We start from the raw sequence: 18,427 nt of genomic DNA on the forward strand, positions 1-18,427 counted from the left end.
GGAAGGATTCTCAGTGCTCCGCACGCATTCCGCAGGTTCGCTGCGCCGCGCCGACGCGTCGCAGACCGTCACCGTCGCCGGGTGGGTCGCACGCCGACGCGACCACGGTGGCGTGGTCTTCATCGACCTGCGCGACGCCACCGGACTGGTCCAGGTGGTCTTCCGCGACGAGTCGGTCGCGCCGGCCGCCCACCGTCTGCGCGCCGAGTACTGCGTCACCGTGACCGGCGTCGTCGAGGTGCGTCCCGAGGGCAGCGAGAACCCCAACCTGAGCTCCGGCGAGATCGAGATCAACGCCGTCGAACTCGAGGTCCTCAACGAGTCGGCGCCGCTGCCGTTCCAGCTCGACGAGTCGCCGGGCGAGGAGGCGCGTCTTCGTCACCGCTACCTCGACCTGCGGCGTGCGGGGCCCAGCGCGGCGCTCCGTCTGCGGTCCAAGGCGAACGCGGCGGCGCGCGGCGTGCTCGCCGCCCACGACTTCACCGAGATCGAGACGCCCACGCTGACCCGGTCGACGCCGGAAGGGGCACGTGACTTCCTGGTTCCGGCGCGCCTGCAGCCGGGCACCTTCTACGCCTTGCCGCAGAGCCCGCAGCTGTTCAAGCAGCTGTTGATGGTCGCGGGCATGGAGCGGTACTACCAGATCGCGCGCTGCTACCGCGACGAGGACTTCCGCGCCGACCGGCAGCCGGAGTTCACTCAGCTCGACATCGAGATGAGCTTCGTCGACCAGGACGACGTCATCGCTGTCGCCGAGGAGATCCTCGTCGCGCTGTGGAAGCTCATCGGCGTCGACATCACCGCCCCGATCCCGCGGATGACCTACGCCGATGCGATGCGCCGATTCGGTTCGGACAAGCCGGATCTGCGCTTTGGTATCGAACTCGTCGAGTGTGCCGAGTACTTCAAGGACACCCCGTTCCGCGTGTTCCAGGCACCGTACGTCGGTGCGGTCGTCATGCCCGGCGGTGCGTCGCAGCCGCGCCGCCAGCTCGACGCATGGCAGGAATGGGCGAAGCAGCGCGGGTCACGCGGTCTGGCGTACGTCCTCATCGCCGAAGACGGGACCCTCAGCGGACCGGTCGCCAAGAACCTCTCCGAGGAGGAGCGCTCCGGTCTGGCCGCCCATGTCGGCGCCGAGCCGGGTGACTGCGTGTTCTTCGGCGCGGGAGAGGTGAAGTCGACCCGCGCCCTGCTCGGTGCCGCGCGCGGTGAGATCGCCTCGAAGCTCGGGCTCATCAAGGACGGGGACTGGGCGTTCACCTGGGTGGTGGACGCGCCGATGTTCGAACCGGTTGCCGACGCGACCGCGTCCGGCGATGTCGCACTGGGACATTCGGCCTGGACCGCGGTGCACCATGCGTTCACCTCGCCCAAGCCGGAGTCGATCGACGCCTTGGAGTCCGATCCGGGTTCGGCCCTGGCCTACGCCTACGACATCGTGTGCAACGGCAACGAGATCGGCGGCGGATCGATCCGTATCCATCGGCGGGACGTGCAGGAGCGCGTCTTCGAGATCATGGGCATCGGCCACGACGAGGCGCAGGAGAAGTTCGGCTTCCTGCTCGACGCCTTCGCCTACGGCGCTCCGCCTCACGGTGGCATCGCCTTCGGATGGGACCGCATCACCGCACTGCTCGCCGGCGAGTCGTCCATCCGTGAGGTCATCGCGTTCCCCAAGTCGGGTGGCGGTGTCGACCCGCTCACCGACGCCCCCGCGGCGATCACTCCGCAGCAGCGCAAGGAATCGGGGATCGACGCCAAGCCCGCTCCGCGGGGCGGCGCCGAGCAGAAGGACGCCGACCAGGAGGATGCGGGGAGCACTGCCTGAGCCGAAAAGCGCTGAGCCGACGTGACTTCGGCCACCGTGTTCCCGGGGCGGTGCTCGTCACCCGGCGCGTGGAGGTCATCTGTGATGAGATCTCCACCATGGCGCACAGCGGTGGGATCGAGTCGGCTACCGGAACCGTGGTGACGGGCCCGGGCGGGGAGTTCCGCCGGTGACGATCAAGGTTGCCCTCGAGCATCGGACGGTGTACTCGTTCGACCGGCCGACCAAGATCTACCCCCATGTCGTCCGCCTGCGTCCGGCGCCGCACTCGCGCACACCGATCGAGGCGTACTCGCTCACCGTCGACCCCGGAGAGCACTTCCTGAACTGGCAGCAGGACGCGTTCAGCAACTATCTGGCGCGCCTGGTGTTCCCGGAACCCTCGACCACCCTCGGGATCACCGTGAGTCTGGTCGCGGACCTCACCGCGATCAATCCGTTCGACTTCTTCATCGAGGAGTGGGCTGAGTTCTACGGGTTCGACTATCCGGCCGAGTTGCGGCGCGACCTCGAGATCTTCCTCCGGCCGGCCGGGGTCACCGACGGTGAGTTCGCCGGTGCGCCGGTGCATCCGGAGATCGCGAGGTTCGCGGCGAAGCATCGGCCGGCCGGCCGCACGCGGGTCATCGACTTCCTGGTGCGCCTCAACGCCGCGGTACGCGACGCCGTCGGCTACACCGTCCGCCTCGAGGCCGGCGTGCAGTCGCCGGAGTACACACTCTCCAGTGCCATCGGTTCCTGCCGGGACTCGGCCTGGTTGCTGGTCGCCCTCCTCCGCGAACTCGGGTTCGCGGCACGCTTCGTGTCCGGATACCTCGTCCAGCTCACCTCGGACGTGAAGTCGCTCGACGGTCCGTCGGGTCCCGACGCCGACTTCACCGACCTGCACGCGTGGACCGAGGTGTACCTTCCCGGGGCCGGCTGGGTCGGACTGGATCCGACGTCGGGTCTGTTCGCCGGCGAGGGGCACATCCCCTTGGCGGCCACCCCGCATCCGGTCGGCGCCGCACCGATCACCGGTTCGACCGGCCCGTGCCACGCCACCCTGGATTTCACCAACACGGTCACGCGGTTCCACGAGGACCCACGCGTCACGCTGCCCTACACCGCGGAGCAGTGGGGCCGGGTCACCGATCTCGGCGCGCTGGTCGACGAACGGATGGAACGCAACGACGTACGCCTGACGATGGGCGGCGAGCCGACGTTCGTGTCCATCGACAACCAGACGGACCCGGAGTGGCGCACCGCCGCGGACGGTCCGCACAAACGGTTGCTGGCCGGGCGGCTGGCCGACCGCCTCATGACGGCGTACGCGCCGGGCGGCCTGATGCGACGCAGCCAGGGCAAGTGGTATCCCGGTGAACCGCTGCCGCGGTGGCAGCTCGAACTGATGTGGCGCGCCGACGGTCTGCCGATCTGGCGGGACCCGGAGTTGCTCGCCGACCCGTGGGCGACGCCGGACGACTGTGCCGCGGCGATCGACCGCGAGACCCACGGCCCGAACCCCGACGACCTCGGCGACGCCGGCCCGGCACGGGAACTGCTCACCGCCTTCGCGACGCGACTGGGACTCCCGGTCGGTCAGGTCGTGCCGGCCTATGAGGACCCGCTGGTCCGGATGCGGGAACTCGCCGCGATGCCGCCCGGTGACCCCGGAACCGACCCCACCCTGCCCGCCGCGCGCTCGTTCGCGCAGGCCGAGGTCGCCGTCGACGCCGATTCGGCGGACGGCGACGACGACGAGAGCCTCGCGCCGACAACGGATTCCGTCCGCCGCAGACGGGCCCTCATCGAGCGGCTCGACGCCGCCGTCACCCAGCCGAGTGCGCACGTGCTGCCACTGAGCCGCTCCGAGGACCGGACCGCGTGGCAGAGTGCGGTGTGGACGACCCGGCGGGGACGGATCGTGCTGACCCCCGGCACCTCGCCGGCCGGCTTGCGGCTGCCGCTCAACTCGCTGTCGTGGGGTCCGGCCCCGACGCTGTTCGAAGCCGATCCGTCCGCGCGCCACGACGACCTGCCGACCGACCCCTCGGCGGCGCTGGGTCACGCCGTCCGCGAGGTGGACCCCGCGCAGTTCCTGCCCCGGACCGCCCTCGTCGCCGAGGTCCGGGGCGACGTGGTCCACGTGTTCATGCCGCCGACCTCGACCCTCGAGGAGTATCTCGCGATCGTCGAACTCGTCGAGGACGCCGCCGCCGCGGTGTCGACGCCGGTCGTCGTCGAGGGGTACGGACCGCCCGCCGATCCGCGTCTCGTCTCGTTGTCGGTGACCCCGGACCCGGGGGTCGTCGAGGTCAACATCCAGCCGACCGGGAGTTTCGCCGAGCAGTCCGACCTGCTCGAATCGCTCTACGACCATGCCCGACATGTGCGGCTGGGCACCGAGAGTTTCGATCTGGACGGCAGTCACGGTGGCACGGGCGGCGGCAACCACATCACCCTCGGCGGCGTCACGCCCGCCGATTCGCCGATGCTGCGCCGCCCCGACCTGCTGGTGTCGATGCTGACCTACTGGCAACGTCATCCCGCGCTGTCGTACCTGTTCTCCGGTCGGTTCATCGGCACCACCTCGCAGGCGCCGCGCGTCGACGAGGGTCGGGAGTCTTCGCTCTACGAGCTGGAGATCGCCTTCGCCGAGATCGACCGGCTCGCGGTCAAGAATTCTGGCGATGGTGCCCGGGCCGGGGGACGGTTCGACGGGGCGCCCCCGAACCCCTGGGTCACCGACCGGGCGCTGCGGCATCTGCTCACCGACATCACCGGCAACACGCACCGGGCCGAGTTCTGCATCGACAAGCTCTACAGTCCCGACTCGGTGCGCGGCCGGTTGGGCCTGCTGGAGCTGCGGGCGTTCGAGATGCCGCCCCACCACCGGATGGCGATGGTGCAGTCGCTGCTGGTGCGCAGCCTGGTGTCCTGGTTCTGGGAGAAGCCCTACCGGGCCCGGTTGATCCGCCACGGTGGCGATCTACACGGCAAACACCTGTTGCCGCACTACGTCATCGCCGACATCGCGCTGGTCGCCGAGGAGCTCCGCGAGGCCGGCTATCCGTTCGAGACCGCCTGGCTGGACCCGTTCACCGAATTCCGCTTCCCGCGTCTGGGGACCGTGCAGATCCGGGACCAGGAGATCGAGCTGCGCGGTGCCATCGAGCCGTGGAACACGTTGGGGGAGGAGGCAACCGGAACGGGCACGGCCCGGTACGTCGACTCCTCCGTCGAGCGCGTGCAGGTGCGCGTCCTGGGTGGTGAGGACGATCGCTACCTGTTGACCTGCAATGGTTTCCCGATCCCACTGCGTGCCACCGGCCGCACCGGTGAACGCGTCGCCGGCATCCGGTTCCGGGCCTGGCAGCCGCCGAGCTCGCTGCACCCGACGATCACCATCGACACCCCGCTCACCTTCGACCTGATCGACACGGTCAACGGCCGGTCGGTGGGCGGTGCCACCTACCACGTCGTGCATCCCGGAGGACGTGCCTACGATCGGCCGCCGGTCAACGCGGTCGAGGCCGAGTCCCGGCGCAACGGGCGGTTCGAGGCGGCCGGTCACACGACCGGCACCGTCGATGTCGGGCTGTTGCGCGAACGACAGTCCCGGCAGGCCACCGACTTCGGGGTGCCCGGGATCCTCGACCTCCGGCGGGCACGTACAGTTCTTCGGTGACCTCTTCGCCGGGCAACGCTTCCGCGGTGTTCGACCGCTACCGCGCCGAGGGCCACACTCTCTTCGATCCCGACCGTCTGACCCGTCTCGCCGCATCCGCGGACCGGCCGGCCGACTCCTACGACGAGCTCCTGGAAGCCGACGGCGCGATCCGTCCGGCGTGGGCCGACCTGGCCCGCATCTACCAGCTGCGCGGTCCGGACCGTCTCCGCGAATCAGCGGCCCGGCTGGCCGCAGCCGTCAGCGACGACGGCGTGGTCTACAACGAGTTCGACGGTCAGCACACCGTGACCCGCGACTGGGATGTCGACGCGGTGCCGCTCGTGATCGACGGCGTCGAATGGGCCGAGCTCGAAAAGGCCATCACGCAGCGGTCGATGCTGCTCGACCTGCTCCTGCGTGACCTCTACCGCGATCAGAAGACGATCGCGGCCGGACTCGTCGCGCCCGAGATGGTCTTCGGCCATCCCGGTTACATCCGCAAGGCCGCCCGACTGGAGGTCGCCGGGCCGCATGCGCTGTTCCTGCACGCGGTCGACATCTCGCGCACCGCCGACGGCCGGTTCGTCGCCTACCGGGACCGCACCCAGGCGCCGTCGGGGATCGGTTACGCGATCGTCGGGCGGCGGCTGATGTCGAAGACCTTCCCGCAGCTGTTCCAGGCGTGCGCACCCCGACCGATGACCACCTTCGCCGGCACGATGCGGCTGGCACTCACCGAGTACGCGCCGCCCGGGGTCGACGACCCGACGGTGGCGGTCCTCAGCCCCGGCAGCATGTCCGAGACCGCCTTCGATCAGGCCTATCTCGCGTCGGTGCTCGGCTTCCCCCTCGTCGAGGGCGCCGACCTCACCGTCCGGGACGGCGCGGTCTACATGCGCTCGCTGGGTCGCTACAAGCGGGTGGACGTGCTGCTGCGACGGGTCGACGCCGCCTACTCCGATCCGCTGGACCTGCGGACGGACTCCCAGCTCGGCGTCGCCGGGCTGGTCGAGGCGATCTCGCGCGGCACGGTGACGGTCCTCAACACCCTCGGCTCGGGGGTGCTGGAGAACCCGGCGCTGCACACCGTGCTGGAACGTCTCGCGCCCGTCCTGCTCGACGAGGACCTGCGGCTGGGTTCGGTCACCACGTACTGGGCCGGAGATCCGCTGCAGCGCAGCCTGATCCGTGATCGACTGGCCGCCCTGGTCCTGACGAACACGAGTACGGGGGAGGAGTTCATCGGCCCGTTGCTCGCCGCGACCGATCGCGCCGACCTCGCCGCCCGGATCGAGGCCCAGACGTGGCAGTGGGTGGCCCGCGAGCTCGAGGCGTTCTCGGTGGCCCCGACGATCACCCCCGGCAGCGGTTCCGGTGGACCGATCGCGACGCTGCGGGCGGCGCCGGTGTCGGTGCGCGCGTTCAGCGTGGCGCAGGGCGCCGGGTACGCGGTCATGCCGGGCGGCCTCGGGGCCGTCCTCGCCGACGGCGTCGCCGGCGCCGCCCACCACGTGGTGGCCGCCAAGGACGTCTGGGTCACCAGCACCGAGGTGGGCGGGCATGTGTCGCGGCGGTCGGAGACGCGCGGCGAGCCGGCCGGTGAGGTCGTCGCGGGCACGTCGGCGGGTCGCCCGGTGACCCGGGAGTACTCCGACGTCGCGGCCGCGGCCAGTCCGCGCGTCCTTGCGGACCTGTTCTGGCTGGGCCGCTACGGGGAGCGGACCGAGCTCGTGACCCGCCTGGCCAAGGTGTCCCGCGAGCGTTATCAGGACTTCCAGTACCGGCCGTGGATGTCGGGCACGCCGGCGGTACCGCTGCTGTTGCACGCGGTCGCCACGGTGACGGGCACCGCGCGCTACCTGGACACCGCCGACCTGCTGTTGCCGGGTTCGGACCGGCCGCCGTCACCCGATCAGGTCAACGAGGCGATCGAGAAGATCGCCGACCTGACCGTGTCGCGATCGGTGCCCGGGACCATCGCCTACTCGGTCGACCGGCTGATCAGCACGGTCCGGGCGGTCCGGGACCAGATGTCCACGAGCACCTGGATGGTGCTCGCGCCGGTCGAACGGATCATGGCGAGCACGACCCGGCTGGTCCTCCGGTCGCGCGCGGACGCCGGGGCGGGCGACGCCGCGCTGGACCTCGGACCCGATCTGGCCCGCGCCCACGACGAGATCCTGCACGGCGTCCTGGCGCTGACCGGGCTGCAGGCCGAGTCGATGGTGCACGACCCGGCCTGGATGTTCATGGACGTCGGCCGACGCATCGAACGGGCCGTCACCCTCGCCGACCTCACGCTCGCGATGTTCGCCGACGCGCAGGACACCGACGTCGAGCAGGCGCTGCTGGAGTCCTACCTGGTGGCCAACGAATCGTCGGTCATCTATCGGCGCCGCAACCGCGGGCTGTATCAGGCGGCCAGTGTCGCCGAGCTGCTGCTGTTCGACCCGACCAATCCGCGATCGATGATCTTCTGCCTCGACAAGATGAACGCCGACCTGTCGTCCGTCCCGGAGACCCTGCGGTCGGCCGGCGCCGAACGGGCCGTGCAGGACATGATCGCGGAGCTGCGCCGCGGCGACCCCGCCGACCTCGTGCGGGTCGACGCCGACCGGAGGCGCCCGGAACTCGTCGAACTGATGACGACCCTGCGCACCGGGGCGCGTGAACTCTCCGATCTGCTCACCCGGACCCGCTTCGCCACCCCGCGCCAGGCGCGACCGATCTGGGCCGGTGGGGAATCGTGAGCACGCGCGTCTACCGCGTGCTGCACCGGACGAGCTACACCTACGACGACGACGTGTCGTCCTCGTACGGGCGCTGCCATCTGACCCCACGCGACCTGCCCGGCCAGCGCGTGCACTCGACGTCGGTCGAGATCGAGCCCGAACCCGACGACCGGTCGACGGGGCTCGACGTCTACGGCAACCACGACAGCTATTTCCATGTCCGGACCGCGCACCGCGAGCTGACCGTGACCGCGCGGTCGGTCGTCGAGGTGGACCCCGTGGACCCGGGCGTTCTCCTCAGTCCGGCGGCCCGGGGTCCCTGGGAACAGGCGCGACCGTGCATGGTCGACGGGCGGGACAGCGCCCTGGCCGCCGAGTTCGTCCTCGATCTCGACCCGCCGGAGATCACCCCCGCGGTGCGCGACTATGCCGCCGGCATCTTCACCCCCGGTCGGCCGCTGGCGGAGGCGGTCATCGATCTGACGTCGCGGATCTTCACCGACTTCACCTACCGGTCCGGGTCGACGGCCATCACCACCCGGGTCGACACCGTCCTGCAGCGTCGCGAGGGCGTCTGCCAGGACTTCGCCCGGATCGCGATCGCCTGTCTGCGGTCACAGGGTCTCGCCGCGCGGTACGAGTCGGGGTATCTCGCGACCGAGCCGCCGCCCGGCAAGGAAAAGGTCTTCGGTGCCGACGCCAGTCACGCCTGGGCGGCCGTCTGGATGCCCGACGGCCGCTGGCTGTCGTTCGATCCGACCAACGACAAGCTGGTCGACGAACGCCACGTCACGCTGGCGTGGGGGCGGGATTACGACGACGTCCCGCCTCTTCGAGGGGTCATCTACACCGATTCCACGAAGAGCCGGATCGACGTGTCGGTCGACGTCCGGCCGACAGATGACCTCACCGCGGGCTGAACCGGGCACATCGGACTCGCTTGCTCGGTAAGTCGCTGTGCCACAGTGTTTTCGGCGCGCGTTTTTCGGGTTATACCGGTAACGACGTGGTACAGATGGACGAACGCGCTGTTGCGGCAACGTTGCAACGGGTAGGTTGGTTGGCGACATGACGGTCATTACGGAAAGCCGCATCACCAGCGTGGTGCGGGCGGCAGAGGCGCTGCTGTCACACCGCGCCGGATCAGCAGTGGTTCTCGACGATCCCGAGGACCTCGGCGGCAGCGGACGCACCACGGTCGTGCGGGTCCGGGTCGCCCAGAACCCCCTCAGCCTGGACCGCTCACTGGTGATCAAGGCCCTTCCCGAACACGAGGACCCACAGGCCTTCCACCGGGAGATCGCGTCGTACAAGTACGCGACCGCACTCCCGAACGAATCGCGTCCGGGGCCGCAACTCATCGCCTCCGACACCGATCTCCGCATCATGGTGCTCTCCGACCTCGGCCACGGCCGGACGATGCTCGAGTACCTGGCCGGCGTCGACCCGGTCGAGACCTCCCGTGCTGTCAGCGCCTGGGGCCAGGCACTCGGCCGGATGCACGCGGCGACGGTCGGCGGCGAGGGCGACTTCCTCGCGCTGCTGCGGCGCGGACCGTCGGGGATGCAGGGACGCGACATCCTGCGCGACGAGGCGTTGCGGTCGATCGACTCGGTGGTCGGGCACGCGGCCGCACTCGACGTCGAGGTCCCCGAGCAGGTGGTGGAGTCGTTGCGTACCGCGGCGACGCTGTTCGACGAGGGCGATCACCGCGCATTCAGTCCGTCTGATGTCGGGCCCGAGAACATCCTGCTCAACGACGACGGCGTGCAGTTCATGGACTACGAGTGGGGCGGCTTCCGCGACGCCACCCTCGACATCGCCTACGCGCTCGTGACCATCACCGCGCAGCTTCCGCCCCGGACCACTGCTCGGGCCACCGACCTCGAGGTCTCGATGGTCGACGCCTGGCGCTCGGAGGTGCACTCGATCTGGCCGGCGCTCGCCCACGAGCGGGAGATGCAGCGCAAGGTGTTGCTCGCCCGTCAGCTGTGGGTGTGGCTGTCGACGGTGTGGATGCTGCCGAGCGACCCGCTGGCTCCCACCGGCCCGGACGCGGACGTCGAGGCGCCCGACTTCGAGCCGGCCGACGTCACTGCCGCCGGCTTCACGCATGACTGGGCGTTGCACACGAACGACCCCCGCGTGATCGTCAGCCGCTGGACCGACCTCGCCGCCGCCGCGGGACGCGCGGGCGACGAGGAGATCGCGGTGTTCGCGACCGCGATGGGCGTCGCGCTGCAACGCATCTGGCGGGCCTGACACGCTCGTGGACGGACTGTTCGACCCACCCGACGATCCTCGGGCCGGCTCCGACGGGCATGGCAACGCCGGTGGTCTCACCGCGCCGCCGGCCCCGACCGCGCCCCTGGCGGTGCGCATGCGGCCGCAGACCCTCGACGAGATCGTCGGACAGCAGCACCTACTCGGCACCGGTTCGCCGCTCCGCAGACTGATCAGTGGCTCGGGCGCGGCGTCGGTGCTGCTCTACGGGCCGCCCGGAACCGGCAAGACCACCATGGCCTCGCTCATCGCGCGCGCCACCGGCGGCCGGTTCGAGGCCCTGTCCGCGCTGTCGGCGGGGGTCAAGGAGGTGCGCGCGGTCATCGACGTGGCCCGGCGCCGGCTCATCGGTGACGGCAAGAACGGCGGTCAGCAGACGGTCCTGTTCATCGACGAGGTCCATCGGTTCTCGAAGACCCAGCAGGACGCGTTGCTCGACGCCGTGGAGAACCGAATCGTGCTGCTCGTCGCGGCCACCACCGAGAACCCGTCGTTCTCGGTGGTCGCGCCGCTGTTGTCGCGGTCGCTGGTCCTGCAGCTGCGGTCGCTGACCGACGCCGACATCCGGGAGGTGCTGACCCGTGCGGTCGCCGACCCGCGTGGGCTCGACGGCAAGGTCGAGGTGACCGACGCCGCCTACGACCACCTCGTCGCGGTGTCCGGTGGGGACGCGCGCCGGGCGCTGACCGCGCTGGAGGCCAGCGCCGACGCCACCGACCGAATCGACCTCGCCGACGTGGAGACCGCGATCGACCGCGCCGCCGTCCGGTACGACCGGGACGGCGACCAGCACTACGACGTGACGAGTGCGTTCATCAAATCCATCCGGGGCTCCGACGTCGACGCCGCCGTCCACTACCTCGCCCGCATGATCGCGGCGGGGGAGGACCCGCGGTTCATCGCGCGGCGCCTCATGATCCACGCCAGCGAGGACATCGGCATGGCCGACCCGACGGCCCTGCAGACCGCGGTCGCGGCCGCTCAGGTCGTGAACCTCGTCGGGATGCCGGAGGCCAAACTGGCGCTCACACAGGCCACCATCCACCTCGCGACGGCACCGAAGTCGGCGGGCGTGGTGTCGGCGATCGGCGCGGCCCTCGCCGATGTCGGGGCGGGCAAGGCCGGCGCGGTTCCGGCCCATCTGCGTGACAGTCACTATCCCGGGGCCAAAAAGCTCGGTAGCGGTGTCGCATACCGCTATCCGCACGACGATCCCGACGGGGTTGTGCCACAACAGTATCCGCCCGACGATCTGGTCGGCCGGGACTACTATGTGCCGACCGACCACGGCCTGGAACGCGAAATCGGGCCGCGGGTCGCGAAGTTGCGATCGATCGTGCGTGGCGCGGTATCGCGGCGCCGGTCGCGCTGACCGTCCGTGTGGGCGTTTCCCCAGTGCAGAGTCCCTGCGCCCCCGGCGACTCGCCGACGGTAGGCTGGGATGTCGCGACAAACAACGGCCGCTACCACCGAACGGCTGGGACCACCAACGGCTAGGACGAAACCCACAGTGCAGACGCATGACATCCGGAAGCGCTTTCTGGACCACTTCATCAAAGCCGGGCACACCGAGGTGCCGAGCGCTTCGCTGCTCCTCGACGACCCCAATCTGTTGTTCGTCAATGCCGGCATGGTCCCGTTCAAGCCGTTCTTCCTGGGTGAGCAGACGCCGCCGTACTCGCGGGCGACCAGCGTGCAGAAGTGCGTCCGCACCCTCGACATCGACGAGGTCGGCATCACCACCCGCCACAACACCTTCTTCCAGATGGCGGGCAACTTCTCCTTCGGCGACTACTTCAAGCGTGAGGCCATCACCTTCGCCTGGACGCTGCTGACCAACAGCGTCGACGACGGCGGTTTCGGTATCGACCCGCAGAAGCTGTGGCCGACGGTCTATCTCGACGACGACGAGGCCGAGGCCATCTGGCGCGACGAGATCGGCGTGCCGGCCGAGCGCATCCAGCGACGGGGCATGAAGGACAACTACTGGTCGATGGGCGTCCCGGGCCCCTGTGGGCCGTGCTCGGAGATCTTCTACGACCGCGGACCCGAATACGGCGTCGAGGGCGGGCCGGAGGCCGACGAGGACCGCTACATCGAGATCTGGAATCTCGTCTTCATGCAGAACGTCCGCGGTCCCGGGGGCGGCAAGGACAACTACGAGATCCTGGGCCCGCTGCCCAAGCAGAACATCGACACCGGTATGGGCGTCGAGCGCGTGGCCTGCATCCTGCAGGGCGTCGACAACGTGTACGAGACCGACCTGTGCAAGCCGATCATCGACCTCGCCGCGGAACTGTCCGGACGTGCATACGGCGCCGGTTCGCATGCCGACGACGTCCGGTTCCGCGTCGTCGCCGACCACGCGCGGACCTCCGCGATGCTGATCGGCGACGGCGTCCTGCCCGGCAACGACGGCCGCGGGTACGTCCTGCGCCGCCTGCTCCGCCGGGTCGTCCGGTCGATGCGGTTACTCGGTACCGCCGACAGCCAGCCCACCATGGGCACGATCATCGGCAAGGTCATCGACCTGATGTCCCCGTCGTACCCCGAGCTGGAGACGCAGCGCCGGCACATCGTCGACGTGGCCGTGGGTGAGGAGACCTCCTTCTCCAAGACCCTGGCCGCGGGGTCGAAGCTGTTCGCCGACGCGGCGAGCGCCACCAAGAGTGCGTCGCGTACGACCATCACCGGTTCCGATGCCTTCACGCTGCACGACACCTATGGCTTCCCGATCGACCTCACCCTGGAGATGGCCGCCGAGGCCGGTCTCTCGGTGGATCAGGAGGGCTTCACCGCCCTGATGGCCGAGCAGAAGCAACGCGCCAAGGCCGACGCGACCGCCCGCAAGACCGGGCACGCCGACCTGAGCGTCTACCGGGACTTCCTCGATCGCGGGCCGACCGAGTTCACCGGCTTCGACGAGCTGGTGTCGGAGGCGCGGGTGCTCGGCCTCGTCGCCGACGGCGCACGCCTGCCGGCGGCGTCGGCCGGCCAGGAACTGACGGTCGTCCTCGACCGCACCCCGCTCTACGCCGAATCCGGTGGCCAGATGGCCGACGTCGGCACCATCACGACCGGGTCGGGAGTGCGCATGTCGGTCACCGACGTGCAGAAGGTCGGCAAGTCGGTGTGGCTGCACAAGGTCCGCATCGACGAGGGGGAGATCGAGGAGGGCGACGAGGTCCTCGCAGCGGTCGACACCGCGTGGCGTCACGGCGCCACGCAGGGCCACTCCGGTACCCACATGGTCCACGCCGCGCTGCGCGAGGTCCTCGGCCCCGGCGCGACGCAGGCCGGTTCGCTGAACCGTCCCGGTTATCTGCGCTTCGACTTCAACGCCAGCGGCCCGGTGACCGAGGCCCAGCGACGCGAGATCGAGGAGATCAGCAACGCTGCGGTCGAGGCGAACTATCAGGTCAACACGTTCGAGACGGGTCTGTCCGAGGCCAAGGCGATGGGCGCGATGGCGCTCTTCGGCGAGAACTACGGTGACGTCGTCCGCGTGGTGGAGATCGGCGGGCCGTTCTCCATGGAGCTGTGCGGCGGCACGCACGTGGCGTCGTCGTCGCAGATCGGACCCATCACGCTGATCGGGGAGTCCTCGGTCGGGTCGGGTGTCCGGCGCGTCGAGGCCTACGTCGGCATGGACTCGTTCCGGTTCCTGTCGAAGGAGCGTGCGCTGCTGGCCGGCCTGGCGTCGTCGCTCAAGGTGCCCTCGGAAGAGGTGCCCGGCCGCGTCGAGCAGCTCGTGACCAAGCTGCGTGACGCGGAGAAGGAACTCGAGCGGGTACGTGCCGAGGCGGCCCGGGCCGCAGTGTCCGGTCTCCTCGACACGGCGACGACCGTCGGTGCCACCCTCGTCGTCGAGGGACGGGTGCCGGGCCTCGACGCCAACGGGTTGCGCTCGGTGGTGACCGACCTCCGCGGCCGGGTCGCCGACCGCCAGGCGGTGATCGCGCTGTTCTCGCCGAGCGTTGACGGACCGGATGCCAAGGTGCCGTTCGTGATCGCCACCACGGCGGCTGCCCGGGACGCCGGGATCAAGGCCGGTGACCTCGTCAAGGAGGTCGCGCCGTTGGTGGGCGGTCGTGGCGGTGGCAAGCCGGACCTGGCCCAGGGCGCGGGCACCGATCCCGCGGGGATCGACGCGGCACTGACGCGAATCCGCGAGTTCGTCGCCTGATGCCGGATCCGCACACCCGGGCCGACGGTCACCAACGGACCCGCGGGCGACTCCTCGGGATCGACGTCGGGAGCGTCCGGATCGGCGTCGCCGTGTGCGACCCCGACGGCATCCTCGCCACGCCCGTCGAGACGGTGCGCCGAACACCCTCGCGCACAGACGATCTCGACCGGATCGCGGCGCTGGTCGCGGAGTACGAGGCCGTCGGCGTGGTCGTCGGGCTGCCGAAGACGCTCAAGAACACTGCGGGCGCCGCGGCCGAGACCGCGCAGGATTTCGGGGACCGTCTCGCGACCCGGATCGACCCGGTGGCCGTGCACTGGCACGACGAACGTTTCACGACGGTGACCGCACAGCAGGCACTGCACGCCAGCGGCCGGACGGTGAAGTCCTCGCGCGCGGTGATCGACCAGGCCGCGGCGGTCGCTATTCTGCAGGGGTGGTTGGATGCGCGACGGTGAGTCAGGGGAGCCTCCGGTGACCGATGATCGGCGTCGCACCCGGCACCGAGACGGCCAGGGACGCCGTGCCGAGGGCATGGATCCCGAACGTCTGCGGTACTTCACGCAGTCGGCCGACGGGTCGCCCCACACGCGGCACCGCCGCCGTCGTGCCGGTGGCGAGAATGCCGAACCGGCTCCCCGGCGGCCGGCCCCGCCGCCCGTCCCGCCCGCCGAACAGGCGCGGCCGGTGTCCGGCACGCCCGGCCCTCGCGCGACGCCGGTCCGCATCCCGCCGGGGCAGCCGCCCACCCCGCCGCCGCCGGTGGCACCACCGCGGCCCGTTCCGCCGCAGCCCGGTCCGCCGCAGCCCGGTCCATCAACGGCTGCCGGGGGTCCGGTCGAGGACGACGTCGACACCGACTTCACCATGGCCCGTCCGGCCGCTCCGGCGCCTCCGGCCCGAGGTCCTCGCCCCGACGAGTTTCGTTCTTTCCCGGACGATCACGCCGCGGAGGAGTTCACCGCTGCCGACTACGAGCCGGCGGGTCACGCGGCGGAACGCCACGACGCCGAGCTGTACGACACCGGGCGCTACGAGGCGCCGGGCATTGCGCGCCCGATCCGCGACGACGATCGCGTCGCCCGACGAGACCGGCGGTTCGACGAGCACGACGAGCACGACGACTGGTGGCCCGGCGCCGACGACACCGAGCCCGACCAGCAACAGCGCCGAACGCCGCGCCGCAAGCGCAGCCGGGGCAAGCGCCGTGCTGTCCTCGCCGTCGCGATCGTCTTCATGCTCGCGCTGATCACCGGGGTCGGCTACTACGGTGTGCGCGCCACCGGCCTGCTCGAGTCGCGCAAGGACTACACCAACGCCGCCGGTTCCGGCGATGTCGTCGTCGACATCCCGGACAACTCCACGCTCGCCGACTTCGGCCGCATCCTCGTCGACGCCGACGTGGTGGGCAGCGTGCGGGCGTTCGTCGACGCCGCCGGTGGACAGCCGATGTCCGGCGGCCTCTACAAGATGCGCACCCAGATCCCGGCCACCACGGCCGTGGAGATGCTGACCGCCGACGGCGCCGTGCACCGCGTCGGGCGGGTGGTGATCCCGCCGGGGCTGCAGCTCGATTCGAAGACCGGTATTGACGGCAAGGTCACCCCGGGCATCTTCCAGCTCATCGAGAACGCCACGTCGTTCTCGTTCAACGGGCAGCAGGAGGGGGTGACGGTCGCCGACCTCGAGAAGGCCGCCGCCGAGACCACCCCGGCCGAGCTCGGTGTGCCCGCGTGGGCCGAGCAGAACGTCGCCGAGATGACGGGCGATCACCGCCGGATCGAGGGGCTCATCGCGCCGACCACCTGGGAGCGCATCGAACCCGATCACACCGCCACGCAGATCCTGCGGGAGATGATCTCCAGCAGCGCGACGATGTTCGAACAATGGGGACTGCTCGACCGCAACAACTCCGGACTCGAGCCGTACGACACCCTGATCGCGGCGTCGATCGTCGAGCGCGAGGTCCGGCATGTCGAGGATGCGCCGAAGGTGGCGCGGGTCATCCGCAACCGCCTCGACCGCGACCAGCTGCTGCAGATGGACTCGACGCAGAACTACACCGCCGACATCACGAACATCGATGTCCACGGCGAGGCGTACAAGAACGACAACGAGTGGAACACCTACCGGTACAAGGGGTTGCCGCCCACGCCCATCGCGGCGGTCGGCGTGCCCGCCCTGGAGGCGATGCTCGACCCGGCACCGGGCGGATGGCTGTACTTCGTCACCGTCGACACCGCCGGGACCACGTTGTTCGCGAACACCTTCGAAGATCACATCCGCAACCGCCAGGTCGCCTGCCGCAACAAGCTGGTGGCCACCGGCTGCAGCCAGTGAGCAGCGGACCCGCCATGAACACCGTGCCCGCCGACGTTCGCTCACCGCACGGTGACCACCGTCGGGCCGCGGTTCTGGGGTCGCCGATCACGCACTCGCGCTCGCCGCGTGTCCATCTGGCCGCCTACCGGGCACTCGGGCTGGTCGACTGGCGGTACGACCGGATCGAGTGCACCGCCGACCGTCTGCCCGAGATCGTCTCGGGAGCCGACGCCGACTTCATCGGGTTCTCGGTCACCATGCCCAACAAACGCGCTGCCCTCGAGTTCGCCACCGAACGCACCGAACGCGCCGAACTGGTCGGGTCGGCGAACACCCTGGTGCGCGTGGCGACCGGCTGGCGCGCGGACTGCACCGACATCGACGGCGTGTCGGGAGCGCTCACCGACCTCGCGGTCGACGCGGACCTCGCCGCCGGGACCTCGCCGGTCGCCGTGGTCGTCGGAGCGGGTGGCACGGCACTTCCGACCATCATGGCGCTCGCCGAGACGGGCATCACCGACGTCACGGTGGTCGCCCGCGACGCCGGCCGGGCCGCGCCCGTCCTCGAACTGTGTGAGCGGTTGGGGGTGAACGGAGACGTCGTGCCCTTCGAACCCGCCGAGGCGCTGGCCCGCCGGTGCCGCGAGTCCGCGGTCGTCGTGTCGACGGTGCCGGCCGACGCGGCCGCGGTCCTGACGCCCGCCGTGGCGCGGGCACGCAAGGTCGTGGACGTGATCTACGACCCCTGGCCGACTCGGCTCGCGTCCGCGGTCGGCGCGGCCGGCGGAACCGTGGTCGGTGGTCTGGTCATGCTCGTCAACCAGGCTTTCCGACAGGTCGAGCAGTTCACCGGGCTGCCCGCACCCCGCGACGTGATGGTCGCGGCCCTCACCGCCGACTGATTCCGGCGGAGCTCCGACTCCGTCCACAGGACGTGCCGGTTGTGGACGCGCGAAGGGTGCCGGTCGATCACCCCCGACATGCTCGACCGATGGCCGAGTGCGTGATTTTGATCTGGCTGTCGGTCATCGCGGTGACCGACGCCGACACCTGCCGGATCCCGAACGTGCTCGTCTGGCCCGGTATCTGCGGTGCGATGGGCGCGTGCGCAGCCCACCCCGGCGCGGCGGTGGCCGCGCTCGTCGCCGCGGCCCCGTACGCGCTCGCCTTCGGGATGCGATGGTGCGGCGGAGGGGACGTCAAGCTCGCCATCGCGTGCGGTGCGCTCGCCGTACGGTGGGACGCCGCGGTGCTCGTGGTGGCGCTCGCCTCGGTCATCGCGGTGGGCACGGTGATCGGGCATCGCGTCGGTCGCCGCGGCCCCGCGGGCCGCGGGTCGCATCCGCACGGACCCGCGCTCGTCGCCGCCACGATCGTCGTCGCCGGTCTGTTGTGACGCGTGCGACGCGTGGTTCGGC

General features: G+C 70.4%; 11 protein-coding genes. All 11 read left to right on the plus strand.

The annotated features are described in order from the left end of the window. Positions 1 to 13: 13 nt before the first annotated feature. The 11 genes from aspS (at position 14) to ACFVHY_RS09450 (ending at position 18,405) form a co-directional block, all read left to right on the plus strand. Positions 14 to 1,831, plus strand: coding sequence for an aspartate--tRNA ligase (aspS, locus tag ACFVHY_RS09400; RefSeq protein WP_390271152.1), 1,818 nt, complete (start codon positions 14 to 16; stop codon positions 1,829 to 1,831). Positions 1,832 to 2,000: 169 nt separating this feature from the next. Further along, positions 2,001 to 5,501: a DUF2126 domain-containing protein gene (locus tag ACFVHY_RS09405; RefSeq protein WP_390271155.1), complete on the plus strand. Its 3,501-nt coding sequence runs from the start codon at positions 2,001 to 2,003 to the stop codon at positions 5,499 to 5,501. After that, a complete protein-coding gene (locus ACFVHY_RS09410) occupies positions 5,498 to 8,233 on the plus strand; it encodes a circularly permuted type 2 ATP-grasp protein (protein WP_390271158.1) in 2,736 nt (911 codons plus the stop codon). Before ACFVHY_RS09405 ends, ACFVHY_RS09410 begins: the two co-directional genes overlap by 4 nt. Beyond that, positions 8,230 to 9,135 carry a transglutaminase N-terminal domain-containing protein gene (locus ACFVHY_RS09415; protein ID WP_390271161.1) on the plus strand — a complete coding sequence of 302 codons (906 nt, stop codon included), beginning with the start codon at positions 8,230 to 8,232 and terminating at the stop codon, positions 9,133 to 9,135. The genes ACFVHY_RS09410 and ACFVHY_RS09415 overlap by 4 nt, the downstream gene beginning before the upstream one ends. 148 nt (positions 9,136 to 9,283) lie before the next feature. Further along, entirely contained in the window at positions 9,284 to 10,477 is a 1,194-nt protein-coding gene (locus ACFVHY_RS09420; protein WP_390271164.1) for a hypothetical protein, read from the plus strand. 7 nt (positions 10,478 to 10,484) lie between these two features. After that, complete coding sequence (locus ACFVHY_RS09425; protein ID WP_390271167.1) at positions 10,485 to 11,870, plus strand: replication-associated recombination protein A; 1,386 nt, start codon at positions 10,485 to 10,487, stop codon at positions 11,868 to 11,870. Positions 11,871 to 12,008: 138 nt separating this feature from the next. Next, positions 12,009 to 14,684: an alanine--tRNA ligase gene (alaS, locus tag ACFVHY_RS09430; protein WP_390271170.1), complete on the plus strand. Its 2,676-nt coding sequence runs from the start codon at positions 12,009 to 12,011 to the stop codon at positions 14,682 to 14,684. Further along, the gene (gene ruvX, locus ACFVHY_RS09435; RefSeq protein WP_390271173.1) at positions 14,684 to 15,145 is read left to right on the plus strand and encodes a Holliday junction resolvase RuvX; all 462 of its coding nucleotides are present in this window, start codon (positions 14,684 to 14,686) and stop codon (positions 15,143 to 15,145) included. Before alaS ends, ruvX begins: the two co-directional genes overlap by 1 nt. Next, positions 15,132 to 17,027 (plus strand): endolytic transglycosylase MltG, encoded by a 1,896-nt coding sequence (gene mltG / locus ACFVHY_RS09440; protein WP_390271176.1) that lies wholly within the window; start codon positions 15,132 to 15,134, stop codon positions 17,025 to 17,027. Before ruvX ends, mltG begins: the two co-directional genes overlap by 14 nt. A 14-nt stretch (positions 17,028 to 17,041) precedes the next feature. Beyond that, positions 17,042 to 17,911: a shikimate dehydrogenase gene (locus ACFVHY_RS09445; protein WP_390271179.1), complete on the plus strand. Its 870-nt coding sequence runs from the start codon at positions 17,042 to 17,044 to the stop codon at positions 17,909 to 17,911. Between the two features lie 89 nt (positions 17,912 to 18,000). Further along, complete coding sequence (locus ACFVHY_RS09450) at positions 18,001 to 18,405, plus strand: prepilin peptidase (RefSeq protein ID WP_390271182.1); 405 nt, start codon at positions 18,001 to 18,003, stop codon at positions 18,403 to 18,405. The last annotated feature ends 22 nt before the right edge of the window (positions 18,406 to 18,427 follow it).

This window comes from Gordonia sp. NPDC127522 (assembly GCF_042672305.1).
GTDB classification, from domain to species: Bacteria; Actinomycetota; Actinomycetes; order Mycobacteriales; family Mycobacteriaceae; genus Gordonia; species Gordonia hongkongensis.

What these genes read in the sequence shown, in the direction of transcription:
- mltG (WP_390271176.1), top strand. Translation starts at nt 15,132, where the DNA reads ATGCGCGACGGTGAGTCAGGGGAGCCTCCGGTGACCGATGATCGGCGT.
- ACFVHY_RS09445 (WP_390271179.1), top strand. Translation starts at nt 17,042, where the DNA reads ATGAACACCGTGCCCGCCGACGTTCGCTCACCGCACGGTGACCACCGT.
- ruvX (WP_390271173.1), top strand. Translation starts at nt 14,684, where the DNA reads ATGCCGGATCCGCACACCCGGGCCGACGGTCACCAACGGACCCGCGGG.
- ACFVHY_RS09450 (WP_390271182.1), top strand. Translation starts at nt 18,001, where the DNA reads ATGGCCGAGTGCGTGATTTTGATCTGGCTGTCGGTCATCGCGGTGACC.
- ACFVHY_RS09420 (WP_390271164.1), top strand. Translation starts at nt 9,284, where the DNA reads ATGACGGTCATTACGGAAAGCCGCATCACCAGCGTGGTGCGGGCGGCA.